Source organism: Streptomyces sp. NPDC030222, assembly GCF_055573115.1.
This window is the reverse complement of sequence record NZ_JBVICA010000002.1, coordinates 29,086-47,356: the sequence shown is the minus strand read 5'-3', so window position 1 is coordinate 47,356 and position 18,271 is coordinate 29,086. Positions and strand designations below refer to the sequence as shown.

The 18,271-nt window shown below is 71.9% G+C and carries 17 protein-coding genes and 1 riboswitch; of the genes, 3 read left to right on the top strand and 14 right to left on the bottom strand.

The window, feature by feature from the left end:
* Positions 1 to 26: 26 nt before the first annotated feature.
* From ACZ4Z5_RS02810 to ACZ4Z5_RS02765, 10 genes are all read right to left on the bottom strand, one after another.
* Positions 27 to 587, bottom strand: coding sequence for a DUF7676 family protein (locus ACZ4Z5_RS02810; protein ID WP_468255687.1), 561 nt, complete (start codon positions 585 to 587; stop codon positions 27 to 29).
* Positions 584 to 1,306: a (2Fe-2S)-binding protein gene (locus tag ACZ4Z5_RS02805; protein WP_468255684.1), complete on the bottom strand. Its 723-nt coding sequence runs from the start codon at positions 1,304 to 1,306 to the stop codon at positions 584 to 586. Before ACZ4Z5_RS02805 ends, ACZ4Z5_RS02810 begins: the two co-directional genes overlap by 4 nt.
* Entirely contained in the window at positions 1,300 to 2,370 is a 1,071-nt protein-coding gene (locus ACZ4Z5_RS02800) for an ABC transporter ATP-binding protein (protein ID WP_468255681.1), read from the bottom strand. Before ACZ4Z5_RS02800 ends, ACZ4Z5_RS02805 begins: the two co-directional genes overlap by 7 nt.
* Positions 2,367 to 3,503, bottom strand: a complete 1,137-nt coding sequence (locus ACZ4Z5_RS02795) for a FecCD family ABC transporter permease (protein ID WP_468255678.1) — start codon at positions 3,501 to 3,503, stop codon at positions 2,367 to 2,369. The genes ACZ4Z5_RS02800 and ACZ4Z5_RS02795 overlap by 4 nt, the downstream gene beginning before the upstream one ends.
* An 8-nt stretch (positions 3,504 to 3,511) precedes the next feature.
* Complete coding sequence (locus ACZ4Z5_RS02790; protein ID WP_468255675.1) at positions 3,512 to 4,747, bottom strand: ABC transporter substrate-binding protein; 1,236 nt, start codon at positions 4,745 to 4,747, stop codon at positions 3,512 to 3,514.
* A gap of 237 nt (positions 4,748 to 4,984) precedes the next feature.
* Positions 4,985 to 5,161, bottom strand: a riboswitch (cobalamin riboswitch).
* Positions 5,162 to 5,553: 392 nt separating this feature from the next.
* Positions 5,554 to 7,554, bottom strand: coding sequence for a bifunctional polysaccharide deacetylase/glycosyltransferase family 2 protein (locus ACZ4Z5_RS02785; RefSeq protein WP_468256588.1), 2,001 nt, complete (start codon positions 7,552 to 7,554; stop codon positions 5,554 to 5,556).
* 1,237 nt (positions 7,555 to 8,791) lie between these two features.
* Positions 8,792 to 9,205: a DUF6223 family protein gene (locus ACZ4Z5_RS02780; RefSeq protein ID WP_468255672.1), complete on the bottom strand. Its 414-nt coding sequence runs from the start codon at positions 9,203 to 9,205 to the stop codon at positions 8,792 to 8,794.
* 201 nt (positions 9,206 to 9,406) lie between these two features.
* Complete coding sequence (locus tag ACZ4Z5_RS02775) at positions 9,407 to 9,856, bottom strand: hypothetical protein (protein WP_468255669.1); 450 nt, start codon at positions 9,854 to 9,856, stop codon at positions 9,407 to 9,409.
* Positions 9,857 to 9,914: 58 nt separating this feature from the next.
* Complete coding sequence (locus ACZ4Z5_RS02770; protein ID WP_468255666.1) at positions 9,915 to 10,811, bottom strand: RNA polymerase sigma-70 factor; 897 nt, start codon at positions 10,809 to 10,811, stop codon at positions 9,915 to 9,917.
* Between the two features lie 134 nt (positions 10,812 to 10,945).
* Positions 10,946 to 12,184 carry an NAD(P)/FAD-dependent oxidoreductase gene (locus ACZ4Z5_RS02765; RefSeq protein WP_468256586.1) on the bottom strand — a complete coding sequence of 413 codons (1,239 nt, stop codon included), beginning with the start codon at positions 12,182 to 12,184 and terminating at the stop codon, positions 10,946 to 10,948.
* Positions 12,185 to 12,490: 306 nt separating this feature from the next.
* On the opposite strand from ACZ4Z5_RS02765, the gene ACZ4Z5_RS02760 reads away from it, so the two are divergent.
* The 3 genes from ACZ4Z5_RS02760 (at position 12,491) to ACZ4Z5_RS02750 (ending at position 14,341) form a co-directional block, all read left to right on the top strand.
* Positions 12,491 to 12,916 carry a DUF6153 family protein gene (locus ACZ4Z5_RS02760; RefSeq protein ID WP_468255663.1) on the top strand — a complete coding sequence of 142 codons (426 nt, stop codon included), beginning with the start codon at positions 12,491 to 12,493 and terminating at the stop codon, positions 12,914 to 12,916.
* An 88-nt stretch (positions 12,917 to 13,004) separates the two neighbouring features.
* Positions 13,005 to 13,646, top strand: a complete 642-nt coding sequence (locus tag ACZ4Z5_RS02755) for a DUF305 domain-containing protein (protein ID WP_468255660.1) — start codon at positions 13,005 to 13,007, stop codon at positions 13,644 to 13,646.
* Positions 13,647 to 13,852: 206 nt separating this feature from the next.
* Positions 13,853 to 14,341, top strand: a complete 489-nt coding sequence (locus ACZ4Z5_RS02750) for a DUF5994 family protein (protein ID WP_468255657.1) — start codon at positions 13,853 to 13,855, stop codon at positions 14,339 to 14,341.
* A 69-nt stretch (positions 14,342 to 14,410) separates the two neighbouring features.
* Here the strand turns inward: ACZ4Z5_RS02750 and ACZ4Z5_RS02745 are convergent, their stop codons facing one another.
* From ACZ4Z5_RS02745 to ACZ4Z5_RS02730, 4 genes are all read right to left on the bottom strand, one after another.
* On the bottom strand, positions 14,411 to 14,749 hold the full coding sequence (locus ACZ4Z5_RS02745) for a MerR family transcriptional regulator (RefSeq protein ID WP_359873640.1): 339 nt from the start codon (positions 14,747 to 14,749) through the stop codon (positions 14,411 to 14,413).
* 1,026 nt (positions 14,750 to 15,775) lie between these two features.
* Positions 15,776 to 16,108, bottom strand: a complete 333-nt coding sequence (locus ACZ4Z5_RS02740; protein ID WP_468255654.1) for an SCO5918 family protein — start codon at positions 16,106 to 16,108, stop codon at positions 15,776 to 15,778.
* 50 nt (positions 16,109 to 16,158) lie between these two features.
* Positions 16,159 to 16,566 (bottom strand): CBS domain-containing protein, encoded by a 408-nt coding sequence (locus ACZ4Z5_RS02735; RefSeq protein WP_468255651.1) that lies wholly within the window; start codon positions 16,564 to 16,566, stop codon positions 16,159 to 16,161.
* A gap of 46 nt (positions 16,567 to 16,612) precedes the next feature.
* On the bottom strand, positions 16,613 to 18,121 hold the full coding sequence (locus ACZ4Z5_RS02730) for a DEAD/DEAH box helicase (protein ID WP_468255648.1): 1,509 nt from the start codon (positions 18,119 to 18,121) through the stop codon (positions 16,613 to 16,615).
* Between the last annotated feature and the right edge of the window lie 150 nt (positions 18,122 to 18,271).

Sequence of the window (18,271 nt, the reverse complement as noted above, 5' to 3'; positions counted from 1 at the left end):
CGGGCGCCGGGGCCGGCTCTCGTGACTCAGCCGCTGTGCCGGAACCCCTTGCCGGTGCGGTCCCGGGGGTCGGGCGAGAGGCCGAGGAAGCGGTCGCGGAGGGCGTCCCAGACGGTGAGCCGGGTGAAGTCCGGGGTGTCGAGGATTTCCTGCCGGTCGGTGAGGAAGGGGTTGGGCAGCAGGACGGTCATCATCTGTTCGCCGCGGCCGTTGAACAGGCGGACTCCCCAGCTCACGGGGGCGCCGTCGGAGCCGAGGCTGCGGTAGAGCTCGGCCCGGGAGCAGCGGCGGATGCGGCCGAGTTCGGGGCCGGACGCGGTGTGCTCGCCGATGCACAGGTGGAAGTGCCAGGCCCCGAAGTCGACGGTGACGTAGCCGTCGTTCATGGTGATGGCGGTGGGTGCGCCCGGCGCGGCCACCTCCCAGGCGGCGCCTTCGATGACGGGGCCGAAGTGGATGTGCTCCCAGTGGTCCGTGAAGAGCACGGTGAGCAGGTCGAGAAGCGTGGCCTCGTCGGCCGGGAGGGGCCAGACGTGCTGGGTGCCGCCGCCGGGGGTCTCGACGACGGTCGGCTCGGTGGTGGTCATGAGGTCTTCTCCCTGGAGTTGAGGACGCAGTCGCCGCAGGTGCCGGCACCCGGCACCCGGTAGTACAGGCAGCAGCTGCGGCGCCGGAAGGCGAGCGGTGCGGCGGGGGTGATGCGGTACGTGCCGGCGTCCACCAGCGGAGGCCGGTCCAGCAGTCCGCGTACGAGGGGTACGACGGGGTACGGGGCGTGCGGCTCCCTGGCGAGGAGTACGCGGTGGGCTCCGATGAGCGCGGAGGCGGCGTTGCCGCGCAGGGTGTGCGGGGAGACCCCGGCCACGCGTCGCACCGCGTCGGCCCAGGGCGCCAGGTTCGCCACGACGACCGCGCGGTGCAGGGCCGCGGACGGCTCCTCCTGGTCCGCCTCCCGCGGGCTGGGCAGCCACAGGTCGAGCGGCCCCGCGGCGGGCAGGCGCCACCACAACCGGTCGGGTGCCAGGTCCGGGACGCGGCCGGTGAGCGCGGCGCAGGCCAGGGCGATGGACCACAGGCGTGAGGCGGTCCCCAGGTGAAGCGTGGAGGCGGCCACCCTCGGCCGGTCGGTGCCCAGCCGCGCACCGACGGCCTGGACGCACCGCTCCAGCGTGCCCTGGTCCGCGTACAGCTCCGTCAGGGGCCGGAAGCCGTCACCGCCGGGCCGGGGACCGGTGGCCATCGTGAAGTAGGGGCCGATCGCGGCGATCCGCGCCAGGACGCCGGGTGTGAAGGCCGTACTCACCATGTCCGTACCGTCCGTGTCAGCTGGTGGAAGCCGTGGACACGGGCGACCCGCCCGTCCGGCCCGGTGAGGGTGAGCCGGCCGGCTCCCGCCCAGCTCACCCGCGAGGTGGGGGCCCCGTCTCCCGGGGGCGCCACGGCCAGCCCTTCCCGGGCCAGGGCGCGTTCGAGGAGCGGGAGCACGTCGGCCGGCGCGTCGACCGTCACGTGGGCCCGCTCGGTGCGGCGCAGTCCGAAGGTGCCGGAGACCGGGTTGAAGGCGAGGTGGTCGGCGTCGAACGCCGCGGCAACGGCTCCGCCGCGGATCAGATCCTCGGGTGCCCCGGCGTGGACACGGGAGTCGCGGTCGACGAGCCAGACCGCGTCTGCCACCCGCAGGGCCAGCTCCAGGTCGTGCGTACTGACCACGACGGTCAGGCCCTTGTCCCGGGCGAGGTCGCGCAGCAGCACCGTGAGCGCCACCCGCGAGGGGACGTCGAGGAAGGCGGTCGGCTCGTCGAGGAGGACCACCTCGGGCTCCTGGGCGAGGGCACGCGCGGTCAGGACGCGCTGGCGTTCGCCGTCGGAGAGCTCGGCGGCCGGCCGGTCCGCCAGATGTCCCGCGCCCATCGCCTTCAGCGCCCACTCGACGGCCGCGTGGTCCGCGGCCGTGAGCCGGCCGGTGAACCCGGTGTGCGGGTGGCGGCCGAGCCCGGCCAGTTCCCGTACGGACAGCAGTCCGGGGTCCACCCGGTCGGTCAGGACGACCGCCAGCCGTCGGGCGAGAGCGGCCCGTGGCTGGTGCGCCAGGTCGGCCGCGCCGATCCGTATCCGGCCGTCGAGCGGTGGCAGGAGTCCGCACAGGGTGCGCAGCAGCGTGGACTTGCCCGCGCCGTTCGGTCCGAGCAGTACGGTCAGTTCTCCGGCCCGCGCCTGAAGGTCGAGCCCCGACAGCACCGCCCGGCCCGCTTCGCGCCCGCGCGGCGACCGGGTGCGGTAGCCGACGGCGAGCCCCTGGGTGGCGAGACCGCCGGGGCGGTCCGGTCCGTCGGTCATGTCCGTGACGGGTTCGGTCATGGTGTCGGTCACGAGGCCACTCCTTGTACGCCGCGCCGGCTGCGGATCAGGAACGCGATGACGACGGGGGCGCCGAACAGTGAGGTGATGGCGTTGAGCGGCAGGACGGAATCCGTGCCGGGCGGCTGGCTCAGCAGCGCGCACGCCAGCGCCAGGAACGCCCCCGCGAGTATCGACGCCGGGATCAGCGCCCGGTGGTCGGAGGTTCCCAGCGCCACCCGCGTCAGATGCGGGACGGCCAGGCCCAGGAAGGCGACCGGGCCGCAGAACGCGGTTGCCGCGCCGGCCAGCAGTGAGGTGCCGAGCAGCGCCAGATCGCGGCTGCGCCGCACGTTCAGGCCCATGGTGCGGGCGTAGTCCTCGCCGAGCAGCAGGGCGTTGAGGCGTTTGGCGGTCAGCAGCGCGGTCAGCAGGCCGGCGCCGATGACGGGCAGCATGACCTGGAGGTCGGGCCAGGTCGTGGCGCTGAAGCTGCCCAGGCCCCACATGACGAACTGCTGGGCGCGTTCGGGCCTGGCGTAGACGAGCATCACGCCGACCACCGCGGTGGCCGCCGAGCCGATCATGACGCCGATGACGAGCAGGGTGACGGCCGACTGCACCCATCGCGAGAGGAGCAGGACGAGGGCCAGCACGGCGGCGGCGCCGAGTGATGCGGCCAGGACGACGCCCACGCGCCCCAGCCCGGCCAGGTCTCCGGTGAAGCTGCCGGCGACCCCGCCGGTGCCGACCACCACGGCGGCGACACCCATGCTCGCGCCCGAGCTCACCCCGAGGGAGAACGGGTCGGCCAGCGCATTGCGGAACAGGGTCTGCATCTGCACGCCCGCCACCGCGAGGGCGGCACCGACGACGGTGGCGGTCAGCGCACGCGGCAGCCGGACCTGCTCGACGATCACGGTCCATCGCGGGTCGTCGGCGGTGCCGCCGAACAGGATCCGCACCACCTCCGCGACCGGCACCCGGTGGGAGCCGGTCGCGATGGTGAGGACGAACAGCGCGGCGGCACCGGCTGCGAGGGCGAGGACGACGGCGAGGCGCCGCCGCCTCGGCCGTACCGCCCGCGGGGCGTCCGGAGCGTCCGGAGCCTTCGGGGTCTTCGAGTTCTTCGAGGTCTTCGGGGTGGAGGCCGACGCGGTTGTCATGTGCGTCGTCACGCCTTGGGCACCGGTCGGTGGAAGGTGAAGGAGTGGCCCTTCGCCTGGTCCGGGTGCATCAGCGCGAAGAGGTCGGCGAGGACCAGGTCCGGGCGCAACACACCGCGCTCGAAGTAGTCGTTGCCGCCGCCGGGGCCGAGCGCCTTCGTGTTCGTCCAGACCGCGCCGCCGGAGAGGGCCTTCAACTGCCCGTACCGGCTGTCGGCCTTCACGGCGTCGGCGGTGGACTTCCACTGCTGGTCGGCGATCCAGACCGGGGCCTCGCCGCCCTTGGCGTACACCGCCTCGAAGTTCAGCTGCACGTTGCCGGTGCCCGCCTCACCGGCCCAGGGGTAGGTGCCGCCCGCGTCCTTGATCAGCCGGGCGGCGTAGCTGCCGCCGGCGGGCATGTACCAGGTGCCCTGGTACATCGTGCCGGGCAGCACTTCGACGGGCTTGCCGGCCTTGACCGCCTGCGCTCCCTTCTCGGCGACCTTCCGGTAGTCGCTCTCGATGGTGTCGAACACCTCGCCGGCGCGCTTCTCGGCTCCTGTGAGTGCGGCCATCGCCTTGACCCACTCGGCGCGTCCGAGCGGACTGGGCTCCAGCCACTCCGCGTTGGCGACGACGGCGATGCCGGCCTGGCGGAGCTTGGGGTATTGCGGGTCGTCGGTGCCCTGGGTCATCAGCACGTCGGGCTTGGCGCCGATGACCGTCTCGGCGTTGAGGGTGCGGTCCTTGGCGTACTCGGTGACCTTGCCGGCTTTCACCCGCTCGATCACCTGGGCGGAGGAGATGTTCGCGGCGCTCGCCACTCCGGTCAGCACGTCGAGGGTGCCGGTCTCGGTGAGCAGCGGCAGGTGGGTGGTGGAGGCGGAGTACAGGCTCTTGACGGGAACGGTGACCTGCTGCGCGGTCGCCAGCTCACCGGTCAACTCGGGCTTCGGTGCACCGCACTTGACCAGCACGTACGACTCGGGCTTCCCCTTGGGGAAGGGCTCGTCGACGGTGAGGACCTGGTAGCTCTTCTCGTACCGGAGCGTGAAGTTCTCGGCGTGCTTCACCGTCGACTTGACCGGGAAGTAGTCCTTGGCCGGGTCGAAGTCCTTGATGCAGCCGTCCCCGTAGGCCTGGGCCCCGGCGTCGGCGGGCGGGCTGGAGTCGCCGCCGCACGCGGTGACGGTGAGGGCGACGGAGAGAAGGACCGCCGCGGCGGCCTGACGGCGTCCGGGCATGACGGATCGTACGGTCAAGGTGACTCCTGGTGGCGTGCGTGGGCAGCGCGCATCGGCATCCTGGGGCGCGCGATGCGGTGTGTACGGAAAGGAATCCGCGGAGGGGGCGTCAGGACCTGGAGACGAGCCTGGGGGAACGGGCCGGTGCGGCCGGCCGGGCAGGCCGGACCTGACGGGTCACGGGCGGCGCGAAGCCGCCACACATACGCAGGCACACGAGTGCCACCGCCTCTCCCGGGGAAATCCGCCCCGTCCATCGAGGTGCGACGGCGTGAGTCTCCTGACTCGGGATCGACGCTTCTCCGGCCTTCCCACCCCGGACGGGGCGGTGGCCATGGCGGAGTCGCTCCCCCTACACAGTGGCGGTACCGTGCCGGAATCCCACCGGCTTCCTCGTTCCGCCGTCGCTTGTCGGACGGAAGCATGGCAGAACCGGCCACGGCCGCGCCAGACCCCCATGGGCGCGGCCGGCCACGGCGGACGGTCGTCGGCCGGGGAGTGGGTGAGTCCGGAGCGTCCGGCTGGGGCATGCACGGCGCATGCCCCAGCCGTCGGGAGCGGTCGGTTGCGCCGGGCTTTCGCGGGCCGTGGCCGACCGAGGCCGACCGCCCTCGGCGACCTCCTGGCAGCCGGGTACGCGGGTCGCCGATGGTGATCCGGCTCTCCTTGCGGCACTTGCGCACTCGCCGGCGAACACTGACGGTTCGGCTTCAGGGACGGATCCGGCACGGGGCCGGCAGACCGGTCCGGACAACGCAGCAGGCCCAGGTAGTCGACCTGGGCCTGCTCTCGAGAGCGGATGACGGGGATCGAACCCGCCTTCCCTATCCGGCGGCCCGCTCCAGGGTCTCCGCCGCCGTGCCCGTCCGCTGCATCCGGTGCCACCGCAACCGGCTGCCGAGCAACGCGGTCACCACGGACTGGACGACGACCAGGTACATGAGCTGGCGGTACAGGAAGATCTGCAGCGGCAGCGTCCACAGCGGCTCGAATCTCTCCCTGTCGAGCCGCAGCGCGTACACCGCCGTCGCGACCTGGACCGCGGTGAAGCCCAGCCAGACGCCGGCCGCTTGTCCCGCGTCCTGGAAAAGCAGTCCGTACACGGCGAAGACGTCGACGAGCGGGGCGAGCAGCGGCAGCACGGTCTGGAAGAGCAGCAGGTACGTCAGGCCGCGGCGGCCGAGCTTGCCGGACTGGCCGCGTTCGACGACGGCCCGGCGGTGCTTCCACATCGCCTGGAGGGTGCCGTAGCACCACCGGTAGCGCTGCTTCCACAGCTGACTGACGGTGGACGGCGCCTCGGTCCAGGCGATCGCCGACTCCTCGTAGACGACCCGCCAGCCGTCCCGGCACAGGGCCATGGTCAGGTCGGTGTCCTCCGCGAGGGTGTCCTCGCTGACGCCGCCGACCGCGGCGAGCGCGTCCCGGCGGAACGCGCCGATCGCACCGGGCACGGTGGGCATGCACTCCAGGACGTCGTACATTCGGCGGTCGAGGTTGAAGCCGATGACGTACTCGAGATGCTGCCACCGGCCGAGGACGCCGGTCCGGTTGCCGACCTTGGTGTTGCCGCTGACCGCGCCGACCCGCGGATCGGCGAGCGGCTGGATGAGCCGTTCGACGGCGTCGGGCTCGAAGACCGTGTCACCGTCGATCATCACGACGATGTCGAAGTACGCCCAGGACAGTCCCGTGTTGAGCGCGGCGGCCTTGCCTGCGTTGGGCTGCCGGACGACCATCACCCGCGGGTCCTCGATCGACTCGGCGATCTCGAAGGTGCGGTCGCTGGAGCCGTCGTCGACGACCACGATCTGGACATACGTGTGGGTGGAGGCCAGCAGGGAGCGGATCGTCTTCTCGATGCCGGCCTCCTCGTTGTACGCCGGCACGATCACGGACACCGGATCGGTGACCGGCGGCAGCCGCGGCGCGCCGCGCCGGCGGCGGGCCCGGACCCGGCGTACGTGGAGCCGCGCGACGCCGAACAGCATGACCAGCCGTACGGCGGTGATGACGCCGGCGACGACGAGCAGCCAGGTCATCCCGTCGGCGAAACCGCGCGAGACCTTCTGGGCGAGGACGAACGCAGCTCCCGTCCACTCGGCGGCGGGGGACACGCTGTACGTGGTGTCGGGGAGGCCGACGGCGGCGCCGACGGTCGTGTACTCGGTGCCGCCGCCCTCGGCGAGGAGCCGCTCGGTCTGCCGCACGGCCTCGGGCGAGCCGGTGTACTGCCGTACGGAGGCGTCGTCGGCGGCGACGATCAGGTAGCCGGACTCGGCAGCGCGCCCGGCGGCCTCCCACTGGCTCGCGCAGAGTTTGCTCACTTCCCCGGTGTGCGGCAGGCGGAGCAGCCGGGTGCCGGTCCCGGCGGTGCCGGCGAGCGCGTTCTGGGCGAAGGAGAGCTCCAGGCCGGCGCGGGTGCCGGAGACCTGACCGAGGTCGGCATCGGTGTACGTGTGCGAGCCGAGCTCGTGCCCTTCGGCGACGATCCGGCGCAGCAGCTCGGGGTGTTCGGCGGCGGCGCTTCCGGTGACGAAGAAGGTGGCCTTGACGCCCTTGGCCTTGAGGACGTCGAGCAGGCGGGGGGTCCAGCCGGGGCCGGGGCCGCCGTCGTAGGTGAGGGCCACGGTACCGGGGCGGGGCGTGGCGCTGTGGACGCCGGTGTCGTCGACGCGGAGGACGGGGCCGCCGTCGCGTATCTCCTTCGGCGCGACCGGACAGGAGCCGGCAGGTGCGGGGGTGGCGGTGGGGGCGACCTCGTGGCGGCCGTAGCCGGCGAAGGTCAGCGATGTCGCGGCGACGAGCAGCGTCAGGGCGAGGATGTACCAGTGGGCCCGGGGGTCACGCCGCAGGGCGTGCCGCTTGCCTCCTGCGCCTGCGGACGGCGCGGGGCCCGCGGCGCGGGGCCGGGGAGTACGGGGTTCCGGGGCGGGCGGTTCCTCGCGCGCACCGGCGTCGCGCCGATGCGGCTGTTCGTGCGGGCCGGCATGAGAGGGCGGCTGCCGATACGGCCCGGCGTGCGCCGGCGGCTGCTCGTACGGACCTGGGTGGGCTCCCTGCCCGTACGAGCCGGCCGGCGGCGGCCCGTACGGGTCGGCGTACGGCGGCTGCGCACGATACGGATCCCCGTACGCGTCGCCGTACGGCTCCGGTGGGCCCCACGGCTCATGTGGATACGTCACTTCGGCCTCTTCGTGGCTCCGGGAGCCTGACCGGCTTTGCCCGGTGCGTCCTCGGTCGCGGATCCGCCGGAGCCCCCGGAACCGCTGCCGGACGTTGGGGTCGGCCGTGCAGTCGCCGTCGGGGAGGCATTCGTCGGGGAGGCTGCCTTCGTCGGGGATGCGCTCGGGCTCGGGGCCGCGCTGGTGGGCGGGGCGCTCGCGCGGGCGGTGGGCCGCGCAGAGCCGTCGTCCTCGCCGCCGGCATCGGAGGCCGACGGCGACGGGTCGGCGATGAGTGCGGGGGCCGGGCGCCCCTTCTCGACCCAGGCGCCTCCGCCGGGGCCGGAACCGAAGAATCCGGCTATCAGGACGGCAAGAAACCCAAGGCAGGCCACCCCGACGCCCACGGCCACCCACCTCATGGCGCGGCCCCGCCGTCCCGAGGCGTCGACGAAGACACTGTTGTCCTGCTGGCTCATGGGCGCGGATTCTAGGGAGGCGACGTGAACGACGCGAACTTGCCCACATATCCGGCAGAGCCGCGCGCCCGGTCCGCCCGGCATGTCCCGAGAGCGGCAGTTCTCCTGAAGGAGCCGGCGACGGGACACGGTCGGTGACACGGGTCGTCGGCCTCCCCCCACCAGGAGATGCCGACAGCCCGTACGCCAAGGCCCGCGCCGAGGCCGGCCTGCCGAAGGACTTGCGGGAAGGCCGCGATGATCTACCGGCACTCCGACGGCGGACGTCGGCAGGAGGTCGCCGGAGGCATCGATGCCATGGGTCGCGCGGCACGCCGGAAGACGGTGGCCGAACCGGGGCCGCGCGGGACGGCCGACCGTCGGCGGGCAGGGGAGGCGACGTCCCGCCCGGGGTTCTGCGCCGAGGATTCGCGATGGGATCAGCGGGTTCGACGGGAACGGGCGCGGGCCAGCCGGCCTAGGGTGACGGCGGTCAGGCCCAGGAGCACGGCGAAGCAGGCACCGCCGAGCCCGTTGCCGGTGCCGAGGCCGCCGTCTGCGGTGGCCGCGACCGTCCCGCCGACGACCACGGCGACCGGACCCGTCACGAGGGCCGTGACCGCTCCGTTCCGCCGGGCCCAGGTGACGATGCGCCCCCGCCTGCTGGTGCGGACCAGGGCCAGGCCGCCGCCCACCGAGCCGAGGAGGCCGACCAGCGCCGACAGAGAGGCTCCGACCCGGCCGACGCTCACGGTGTAGACGCTTGCGACGACCGGCTGGACCGAGGCGTCCGCGGCGGCCGGTTCGGCCAACGCGAGACCGCCGATCAGGACGGCAGCGGCAATGGAAAGCACGGATCGAACGGACATGGCAGGTCTTGCCTTTCTGAGATGGTCTGAACCGGTTGTTCGTGAGATCACGGGCCCCAGGGGTCCGGGTACGACCGCGACCACTCGACCGCTGCAGCAGGCGACACCGGCGATGACGATCCGGAGTCGTACCGGACATCCGGGTCCGGCCGTCCGGTGCCGAGTCGGCTCTCGTGGCCGTCGGGCTCACCGTCGGATCGCCGTCGTCGGCGGTTCACCGCCCGGCGGCCAGGACCTGGCGGCCGGGCGCAGCGGCAGGCGCGGGGGCAGCGACCGGACCAGGGCCAGGGTGCTGAGGGCGAACATCACCACGCCCAGGGGGACATGGAACGAGGGCACGTGCGCGATGCCCAGTGCGACCTGCGCCGAGGCGAGGAGGAGGAAACCGGTGGAGTACAGGACGGGGCGCGGGGATCCGCCGCCCGGGCGCCAGGCCAGGAGCGTGGCGAGCACGTACAGCATGGCGGCTGCGTACATCACCTTCGATCCGACGTCGTGCATCAGATAGCCGCGGGACGAGGTCAGCAGCATGCCTGCGGTTGCCGCCTGGAAGAAGAGGGTCAGGGTCTGCAGGACCATCGCGGTCCTGAGGAAGGTGCCGCCGCGCGGCGCGGCGGCAGTCGTCCGTCCGGTCATGCTGTGGTTCCCCTCGTGTCGTGTGCGGCGATCGGCGGGTGCTTCCGAGTCGTCGGCGTCAGCGCAGGGTGAGCGGGGTCCCGGAGGTGACGTGGGTCAGCTTCTCGGGGTTGCGGACGAAGTAGAGGCCGGTGATGCGGGCGTCCTCGACACGGACGGCCATGACGCCGTCGAGCTCGCCGTCCACGTGAACGGCGAGTGCGGGGCTGCCGTTGACCACGGTGGGCTCCCAGGTGATGGTGGCCTTGAGCTTGGCGGAGCCGCCGAGGTAGAAGCGGACGATCTTCTCGGCGCCGATGACCGGATGCACCGCGGCCCTCTTGAGGCCGCCGCCGTCGCTGAGCAGAACGACGTCGGGGGCGAGTACGTCGAGGAGGTCCTGCGGGTTCCCGGTCTCGATGGCGCGCCGGAAGGACTCCAGGGCCGCCCGGGTCTCGTTCGGGGACGCCGTTCTGCGGGGGCGGCGAGCGCCGACGTGCCGGCGGGCGCGGTGCGCGATCTGGCGGACGGCATCGGGGCTCTTGTCGACGGCCTCGGCGATCTCGTCGTAGTCGACCTCGAAGACGTCGCGCAGTACGAACACCGCCCGCTCGGTCGGGGAGAGGCTTTCGAGGACGACCAGCATCGCCATCGACATGCTCTCGGCGAGTTCGATGTCCTCGGCCACGTCCGGCGTGGTGATCAGCGGTTCGGGCAGCCACTGGCCGACGTACGCCTCGCGGCGGCGCTTCATGGTGCGCAGCCGGTTGAGCGCCTGCCGGGTCGTGATCCGTACCAGGTACGCCCGCTGGTCGCTCACCTGTCCCAGGTCGGCCCTGACCCAGCGCAGCCAGGTCTCCTGGAGGACGTCCTCGGCGTCGGCCGCCGATCCGAGCATCTCGTAGGCGACGGTGAACAGCAGGTTGCGGTGGGCGACGAACGCTCCGGTCGCCAGGTCGGTGGTGTGGTCGGTCATATCTCGGTCTCTCTCCCTCGAATGCCTGGTCGGGCTGCCCGCCCCGCGGCGGCCGACGCCCGCCGTGCCCGGCCTGCGGCAGTCACCGGCGGTGGTCGCCCTCGGGCCGGGCGTGCACGACGACGTCGGAGTTCTCAGCCATGGGCGGCTTCTCCGTTCACCAGCGGGCGGACCGTCTTCGCGACGGACGGATCCGGCGCGGCGGCCGGGCGGAGGCGGCGCTTGCGCTTGGGCAGGCCGAAGGTCGGGTGGGAGGTGGCCCACAGCGACATCCTCACGATGCCCGACTTGATCCGGGCGGCCTTCCGGCCGCCCAGGTACTTCGGCTTCGCCTGCGCTTCGTCATCGACCAGCTGCAGGATCCCGTCCCGCCGCCCGAGGCTGATGTGGTTGCCGAGGTACTCCAGCCTGGTGTTCGCGATCCTGCCGCCGGTCAGGCGTCCCACGATGGCGTCCGTGGCCTGCCGGCCGGTGTAGCCGGCCGAAGCGCAGGACATCGGCAGCGGTCGGCCGTTGTCGCCGACGGCGTAGGCGCTGTCGCCCGCGGCGTAGACGTTCGGGTGGGAGACCGACCGCATGGTGCGGTCGACGACGATCCGACCGTCCTCGGTGACCTCGAGGCCGCCTGCAGCGGCGAGGGGGCCGGCCGCGAACCCGGCCGTCCACACGGTCGCGTCGGAGGCCAGGGCGGTGCCGTCGGCGCACAGCACACGCGTCGCTTCGACGGCTTCGACGCTGGTGTGCTCCAGGACGGTGATGCCCAGCCGGTCGCAGGCCCGGCGCAGGTGGCCGCGGGCTTCGGCGGAGAGCGGGGCGCCCAGCTCTCCGCGGGCGACCAGGGTCACCGACAGGCCGGGCCGGGATTCGGCGATCTCGGTGGCGGTCTCGATCCCCGTCAGCCCGTCGCCGACGACAAGCACCTTCCCGCCTTCGCCCCGCGCGTCCAGGCTGTCCAGGCGCTCGCGCAGGCGCAGCGCGGCGGGCCGGCCGGCGACGTCGAAGGTGTGCCCGGCCACGCCGGGCACACCGTGGTCGGCGACATGGCTGCCGAGCGCGTAGAGAAGCGTGTCGTAGCCGAGCTCGCCGCCGTCCCTGTCGGCGTCGGCCACGGCGACGACCTGCCGTTCGGGGTCGACTGCGGTGACACGGGCCAGGCGCAGCCGGATCCCCGTTCCCGCGAAGACGTCGGCGAGGTTCGGAGCCTCGATCTCCTGGCCGGCCGCGAGCTGGTGCAGACGCAGCCGCTGGACGAAGTCCGGCTCGGCGTTGACGACGGTGATCTCGGTATCCGCCGGGGACAGCCGACGAGCCAGGGTCCCGGCCACGTAGGCCCCGGCGTAGCCGGCGCCGAGGACCACGATGCGGTGCTTCATGTCTCGCTCCTGATCGGACATGCTCTCTCCTCTGTCTCAAGGCGTTCGGCCTCAAGACACCGCGCGACTGCTCGCCGTGACAGCTTGTGAGACAGATCACTCCACAGCCATGGGCTCGGCACGCGAAGTCCTCACCCGCCTCCACACGGGCCGCGTCCGGGGCGGCCGGACCCCGCCCTCGCCCTCGAACGCCTGCGCCTGCCCAGCCAGGCCCCTGCGGACCCGGTGGACGGAGGCGATGGCCATGGCGGATAGCAGGGCCTGGTCGCACTGCGCCGGGTACGAGTGCGTCCTACGGTGGGAAATGTGACCGGCCACGAATCGCAGCCGCAGTACAGGCCGGTGCCGCGGCTCGGATTCCTGCTCGTCCTCGGGCTCATCATCGGGCTGCTCGGCATGCATGCTCTGGGCACTGCTGCCGCGCTGCCGTCGGCGGGCACCGCCGAGCACATCTCCCACCACGTCGCGGCAGCGCAGGCTGCCCCGAGTCATTCGTGCCCCGGCGCCGAGGACCAGGGCCCGGCCCGGCCCGTCGGCCACGCGGACCAGATGTGCGCATCTGCGGCGCTGCCCGGTTCCCCCGGCATTGTCGCGCCGGACACCGCGCCCCTCACCGGCGTGCCGAGCGGCGTTGCTCACGCCCGTGCCGCGCTGTCGCTCGCACTGGCCTACGAGCCCGCCGGAGGGCGGGCACCGCCCTTGCTCGCCGAACTCCAGATCCTGCGGACATAGGGACCCCTCCCGTGGCGCACGCCCGAAGACGCCGGCCACGGACAGCCCAGCCCTTCCATTCCGCATCCGATCACTGGAGCTCAGCGAAATGAACACGAACCGATCCCTGCCGCGCCGCGCGGCCTGCGCGGCCACCGCGGTCGCAGCCGGCTTGGTCCTGGCCGCGTGCGGCAGCGCCGACAGCACGAGCACGGCCGGCACCACTGCCGCGACCACGACCGCCCCGGCGCCGACCGGGACCGACCGGCACAACCAGGCGGACGTCACCTTCGCGCAGGGGATGATCCCCCACCACCGTCAGGCCATCCTGATGTCCGACATGGTCGCCGCCCACGGCGCCTCCGGCGAGGTCAAGGCACTCGCGGAAAAGATCAAGAAGGCCCAGGCCCCGGAGATCGAGGCCATGTCCGGCTGGCTCAAGGCATGGGGCGAGAAGGTCCCCAGCGGCATGAGCATGGACGGCATGGGCCATGGCGACGATGAATCCGGCATGCCCGGGATGATGGACGACCAGGACATGAACCGGCTCGGCGACGCAAGGGGCAACGCCTCCGACATCATGTTCCTGACCATGATGATCGAGCACCACGAGGGCGCGATCGACATGGCCAAGACCGAGAAGCAGCAGGGTTCCTACGGCCCCGCCAAGGATCTGGCGGACGACATCATCACTTCCCAGACCGCCGAGATCGTCCAGATGCGGCAGATGCTCGACGCCGAACGGTCGTAGGGGAGCAAGCCAGGGACCGGGCCGCTGCGGCGCCCGAGCCCGATCCGGGAAGGGGGAGGGCGGCACGTCGCCGTCCTCGCCCTCCTGCACGCTGTGTCGGCGGCACGGGCCGCGAGCCTGCGCAGGATGCGGCGGGCGTCGTCGTCGACCGCGTCCAGGGTGACGGCCAGGACACCGGCCTGGTCGCCGCCGTCCAGTAACGGTATGTGGACCCGAACCCCATCGGCCAGCGCCACCTCGACCGGGCGCGAGGTGAGGAAGCACCGGCCGGCGTCCGCACCGTCGATGGGCAGGGGATCGCCGTCCTCCAGCCCGTCCCCGGCGAGGGGAACCCGCCTCTGCTGCCCGTTGGCCTGGAGCAGGATCCGCGTCTCCCGGCCGCCGATCCGGGCCACCGCGTAGGCGAGGGCAGGCCCCACCCGGTCGGGCGGCAGCGCGTGGGCCGGGTCGTGCACCTCGATTCCTTCCCCGTCGGCGACGACACCGCCCTGATCACCCGCGGCGACAACGACCACTTCTCCCTCATGGTCGTCCCGCCGGACACGACGCCCGAGGCCGCCCGCACGGCCATGGCCCGCGCCGTCCACGCCGACAACGTCACCGAGGCCGCCGGGATCCTCCTCGCCGAACTCCCCCACCCCGCGGGCCCGTCGGTTGGCACCGCCCTGGAGAACGATGAAGGCCCCGGTCTCTGACCAGGGCCCCGGCGGGCGTCATTGACACCGGAGGGCGGCCGACCGATGCCGGCAGCAGGCGTACCCGTCTCAAGCCTTCTCGGGGGGCGTGCCGGATTCGGCGGCGCGGCGGTACTCGGCGTTGATGCGCTGGGCCTCCTCGAGCTGGTCTTCGAGGATGATGATGCGGCAGGCGGCCTCGATCGGGGTTCCCTGGTCGACGAGTTCGCGAGCACGGGCGGCGATGCGGAGCTGGTAGCGGGAGTAGCGACGGTGGCCGCCCTCGGAACGCAGCGGAGTGATCAGGCGGGCTTCGCCGATGGCACGGAGAAAGCCCTGGGTGGCGCCGATCATCTCGGCGGCTCTGCCCATGGTGTAGGCGGGGTAGTCGTCGTCGTCGAGACGGTCGTACGAATCGTCTGCTGTCATTTGCACCTCTCCGTGACACGCATAGAGGGGCCCTGGTACCAGTATTGGCACCAGGGCCCTGAAGGAAGTACTACACCACCTGCCGGCCCTGATGAAGCGCCGGCCTTCTGTGTCCGCCCACCCGGCCTGGTCGCTGCCGGGGGTGCGGGGATCGTGGTTGCTTGACCGAAGATCACCTCGCTATCGATGTCCTGCGGTACCCGGACTCGAGACTTCTGCCCGGACGATCCTGATGGCGCCGTGTTCCTCCGTTCTTCCCTTGCTGATCAACTTCTTGTCCTGCGGATACTGCGTACTGCTGGTGATGCGTATTGCTCAGCGGCCTGAGGAAGCGCCACTGCTGCCATGCCCTGGTGCGCGCGTCCGCAGCCCGACGCCTTCACCAGGGGTACCGCCCTACTGCTCTCACGGGTACCGCATCTGCCATGACGCGATCCCGCTCACGGAGGCCCCTGATCACTGCGGGCCGCCCAGTCCGGCAGCCAGCTTCGTCGCCGTCCTGCGAAAGCCCTGGCTTCGAAACTCCACCGCCGCACCGTCCTGCTCACTGCAACTACTTGTACTGCTTGCCGGCAGTTCGTCTCTGCCAGGCCCTGTTGTCTCTCCGGGGTACGAGAGAAAACATAACCCGTCTACCTGGCGATGTCTACTGCGGCCGAAGTAGATTTTCGTGTCCCCGGTGAGCAGATAGTTGGAGTCGGACGGGGGCGTCAAGTGATCGCGAGGTGCGGCGGCCTCTGCACTGCGCGCGCCCGGCTGTCCGTCCTACCCGGTAGGACGACCTGTGGACTGTCGAAGATTGACGAGCTGCTCGTTGACGTCGCCAGGCTGGTGCGGGCACGGTGGGGATCCCGGAGACCGGCGGGCTGTACCGCGTCTCGATCCCGGACGTCAGCGCCTGGACCACGGGCGACGTCAGCTACTCCGATCACTGACCCCGCCTCCGTAGCGGATCCACCCGTCGATACACGAGAGGACCCGGCCGGCGAGTGCCGGTCGGGTCCTCTCGGCTGCCCGGGTGTCAGCTCATGTCCGCCCGCGGACCAGGGTCAGGCCGCCCGTGGGGGTGCCGAGTGTCGCAGAGGCGTGCTGGACGGGGTCGAGGCCGCGGGTGGGCGCACTGCTCGGGAGGCTGCGACAGGTGAAGCCGAGTTTGGTCATCGCGCGGACGACTTCACGGGCGGTGAAGTCGCGGCGATCCTGGCGGGTGATGATTTGGCCGACCTGCTTGACGGGGTAGGCGCGGCGACCGATGATCACGGACTCGCCGGTGATCTCCTCGGGTTTGACACCCTTCATGGAGTCAAGGACGGCACTTTTGGTGAGTTCGAAGGGGAAGCGGGCGATGACACAGCGCACGATGCCTCACAAGGGAAGAGGAAGGGGGATGGCCCCGCCGCGCGGGCGGTTTACGCGAGGACGAGGGCCGGCGCGGGGGCGCCCGGAACAGCGTCCTGTCCACCCGCGACGGACGGGGTGACGATCCTGGGGGGAGGGAAGGCCCGCGCTGGTCTGGGAGCGGTGGAGGAGGCGGACGGGCCGCTGTTGTCGGAGAGGTCGCGCAGCCGGAGCCGGTCCGTGTAGGCGGCGCTGCCACGGACGGCGGTGAGCTGGGCCTGAGTGACCAGACCGGTGCACTGATCGTCGTTGTCGCAGACGAGCAAGTGGCCGGTACGAGCCCCGGCCATGACGGCCAAGGCCACCTCCACGGTCATGTCGTCGCAGACCTGCGGTCCGGCCGTGTCCATGGCGTCGGCCACCGTGGAGTGCGTGGGGGTGGGATGTGTCGGGCGGGCCTGCATCTGGACCAGCGTCACAGCGTGCCTCCTGAGGCGAGGGGTCGGCTTCCGTATCACGCGACACTCAGGCAGTCGTGCCGGCAGAACGCCGTGCGCCGGCGCGCCTGGCCACCGAGGCTGGACCGCGTCGACCGCGAGAGGCCGTGCCGCGCCTGCGCTGCTCGGTGGGCGGCACGGTGATCGTCAAAGGAATGCCGGAAGGGGTGCGCGCGCCGGTGATCCGGGCGAGGGCATCCTCGCCGGAGCGGACCCGGGTGGTCTCGGGCACGATGCCGGCGGCCGCCATGAGGCGCATCATGTCGCGGCGCTGGTTGGCGGTGACCAGGGTGACGACGCTGCCTGACGCGCCGGCTCGCGCGGTACGGCCGCCGCGGTGGAGGTAGTCCTTGTGGTCGGTGGGCGGATCCACGTTGACGACGAGGTCGAGCTGGTCGACGTGGATTCCGCGGGCCGCGACGTTCGTGGCGACCAGGACGGTGATGTGTCCGTCCTTGAACCAGGTCAAAGTGCGGGCGCGCTGCGGCTGTGATTTCCCGCCGTGCAGGGCGGCGGCCCGGACGCCGTGGCTGAGGAGGTCCTCGGTGAGGCGGTCCACGGCGTGCTTGGTGTCCAGGAACATGATCACCCGGCCGTCACGCGCTGCGATCTCGGTGGTCAGCCTGTGCTTGTCGGCGCCGTGCACGTGCAGGACGTGGTGCTTCATCGTCGTGACCGCGCCCTGGGAGGGGTCGACGGAGTGGACGACGGGGTCGGTGAGGTAGCGGCGGACCAGAAGGTCGACGTTGCGGTCCAGGGTCGCGGAGAACAGCAAGCGCTGGCCGCCGGGCCTGACCTGGTTCAGAAGCGCGGTCACCTGGGGCATGAAGCCCATGTCGGCCATCTGGTCCGCCTCGTCCAGGACGGTGACGGCCACATGGTTCAGCCGGCAATGCCCGCGGTCGATGAGGTCCTTGAGACGCCCGGGGGTGGCCACGACGACTTCGACTCCGCTTCGCAGCGCGTTCGCCTGCCGGCCGACCGGCACCCCGCCGACGACGGTGGCCAGTCGCAGCTTCACAGCGCGGGCGTAGGGGGTGAGGGCGTCCGTGACCTGCTGGGCGAGTTCCCGGGTCGGGACCAGGACCAGGGCCACTGGCTGACGGGGCTCGGCGTGCTGCCCGGCCGTACGGGCGAGCACGGCCAGACCGAAGGCGAGCGTCTTGCCGGAACCTGTCCGGCCGCGGCCCAGGACGTCACGGCCGACCAGGGAGTTCGGCAGCGTCGCACCCTGAATGGCGAACGGGACGGACACACCCTGCGCGGTGAGCGTGACCAGGAGACGCCTGTCCAGGGGCAGGTCGGCGAAGTTCTCGACGGGAGGCAGCGCCGGGGTGATCGTCTTGGGCAGGGCGAACTCCCCCTGCACCGAGGCGGGGTGCCTGCCGTATCCGCCCGACCGGCTCGTACCCCCCGTTCGGTTCGCGCCGAACGCACCGGAAAGACCGCCCCGGCCCGTTCCGGCGGGGGAGTGGTACGCGTGGCCGCCCGTGCGGCGGGTGCGGGAGGAACGGCCGTTCGTGCATGTGGGGTTCATTAAGAACCTTTCTTGATACGGCACGTATCGAGAAATTCCGACAGCGGATGAGCGGTGTTGGAAAATCATAAGAACGGGCCGAATGGAATGCGAGAGTCAGGTGGTTCGGGCCTGGGTGCAGAATTATTGGCGCAGGTGGGCAGCTGAAAG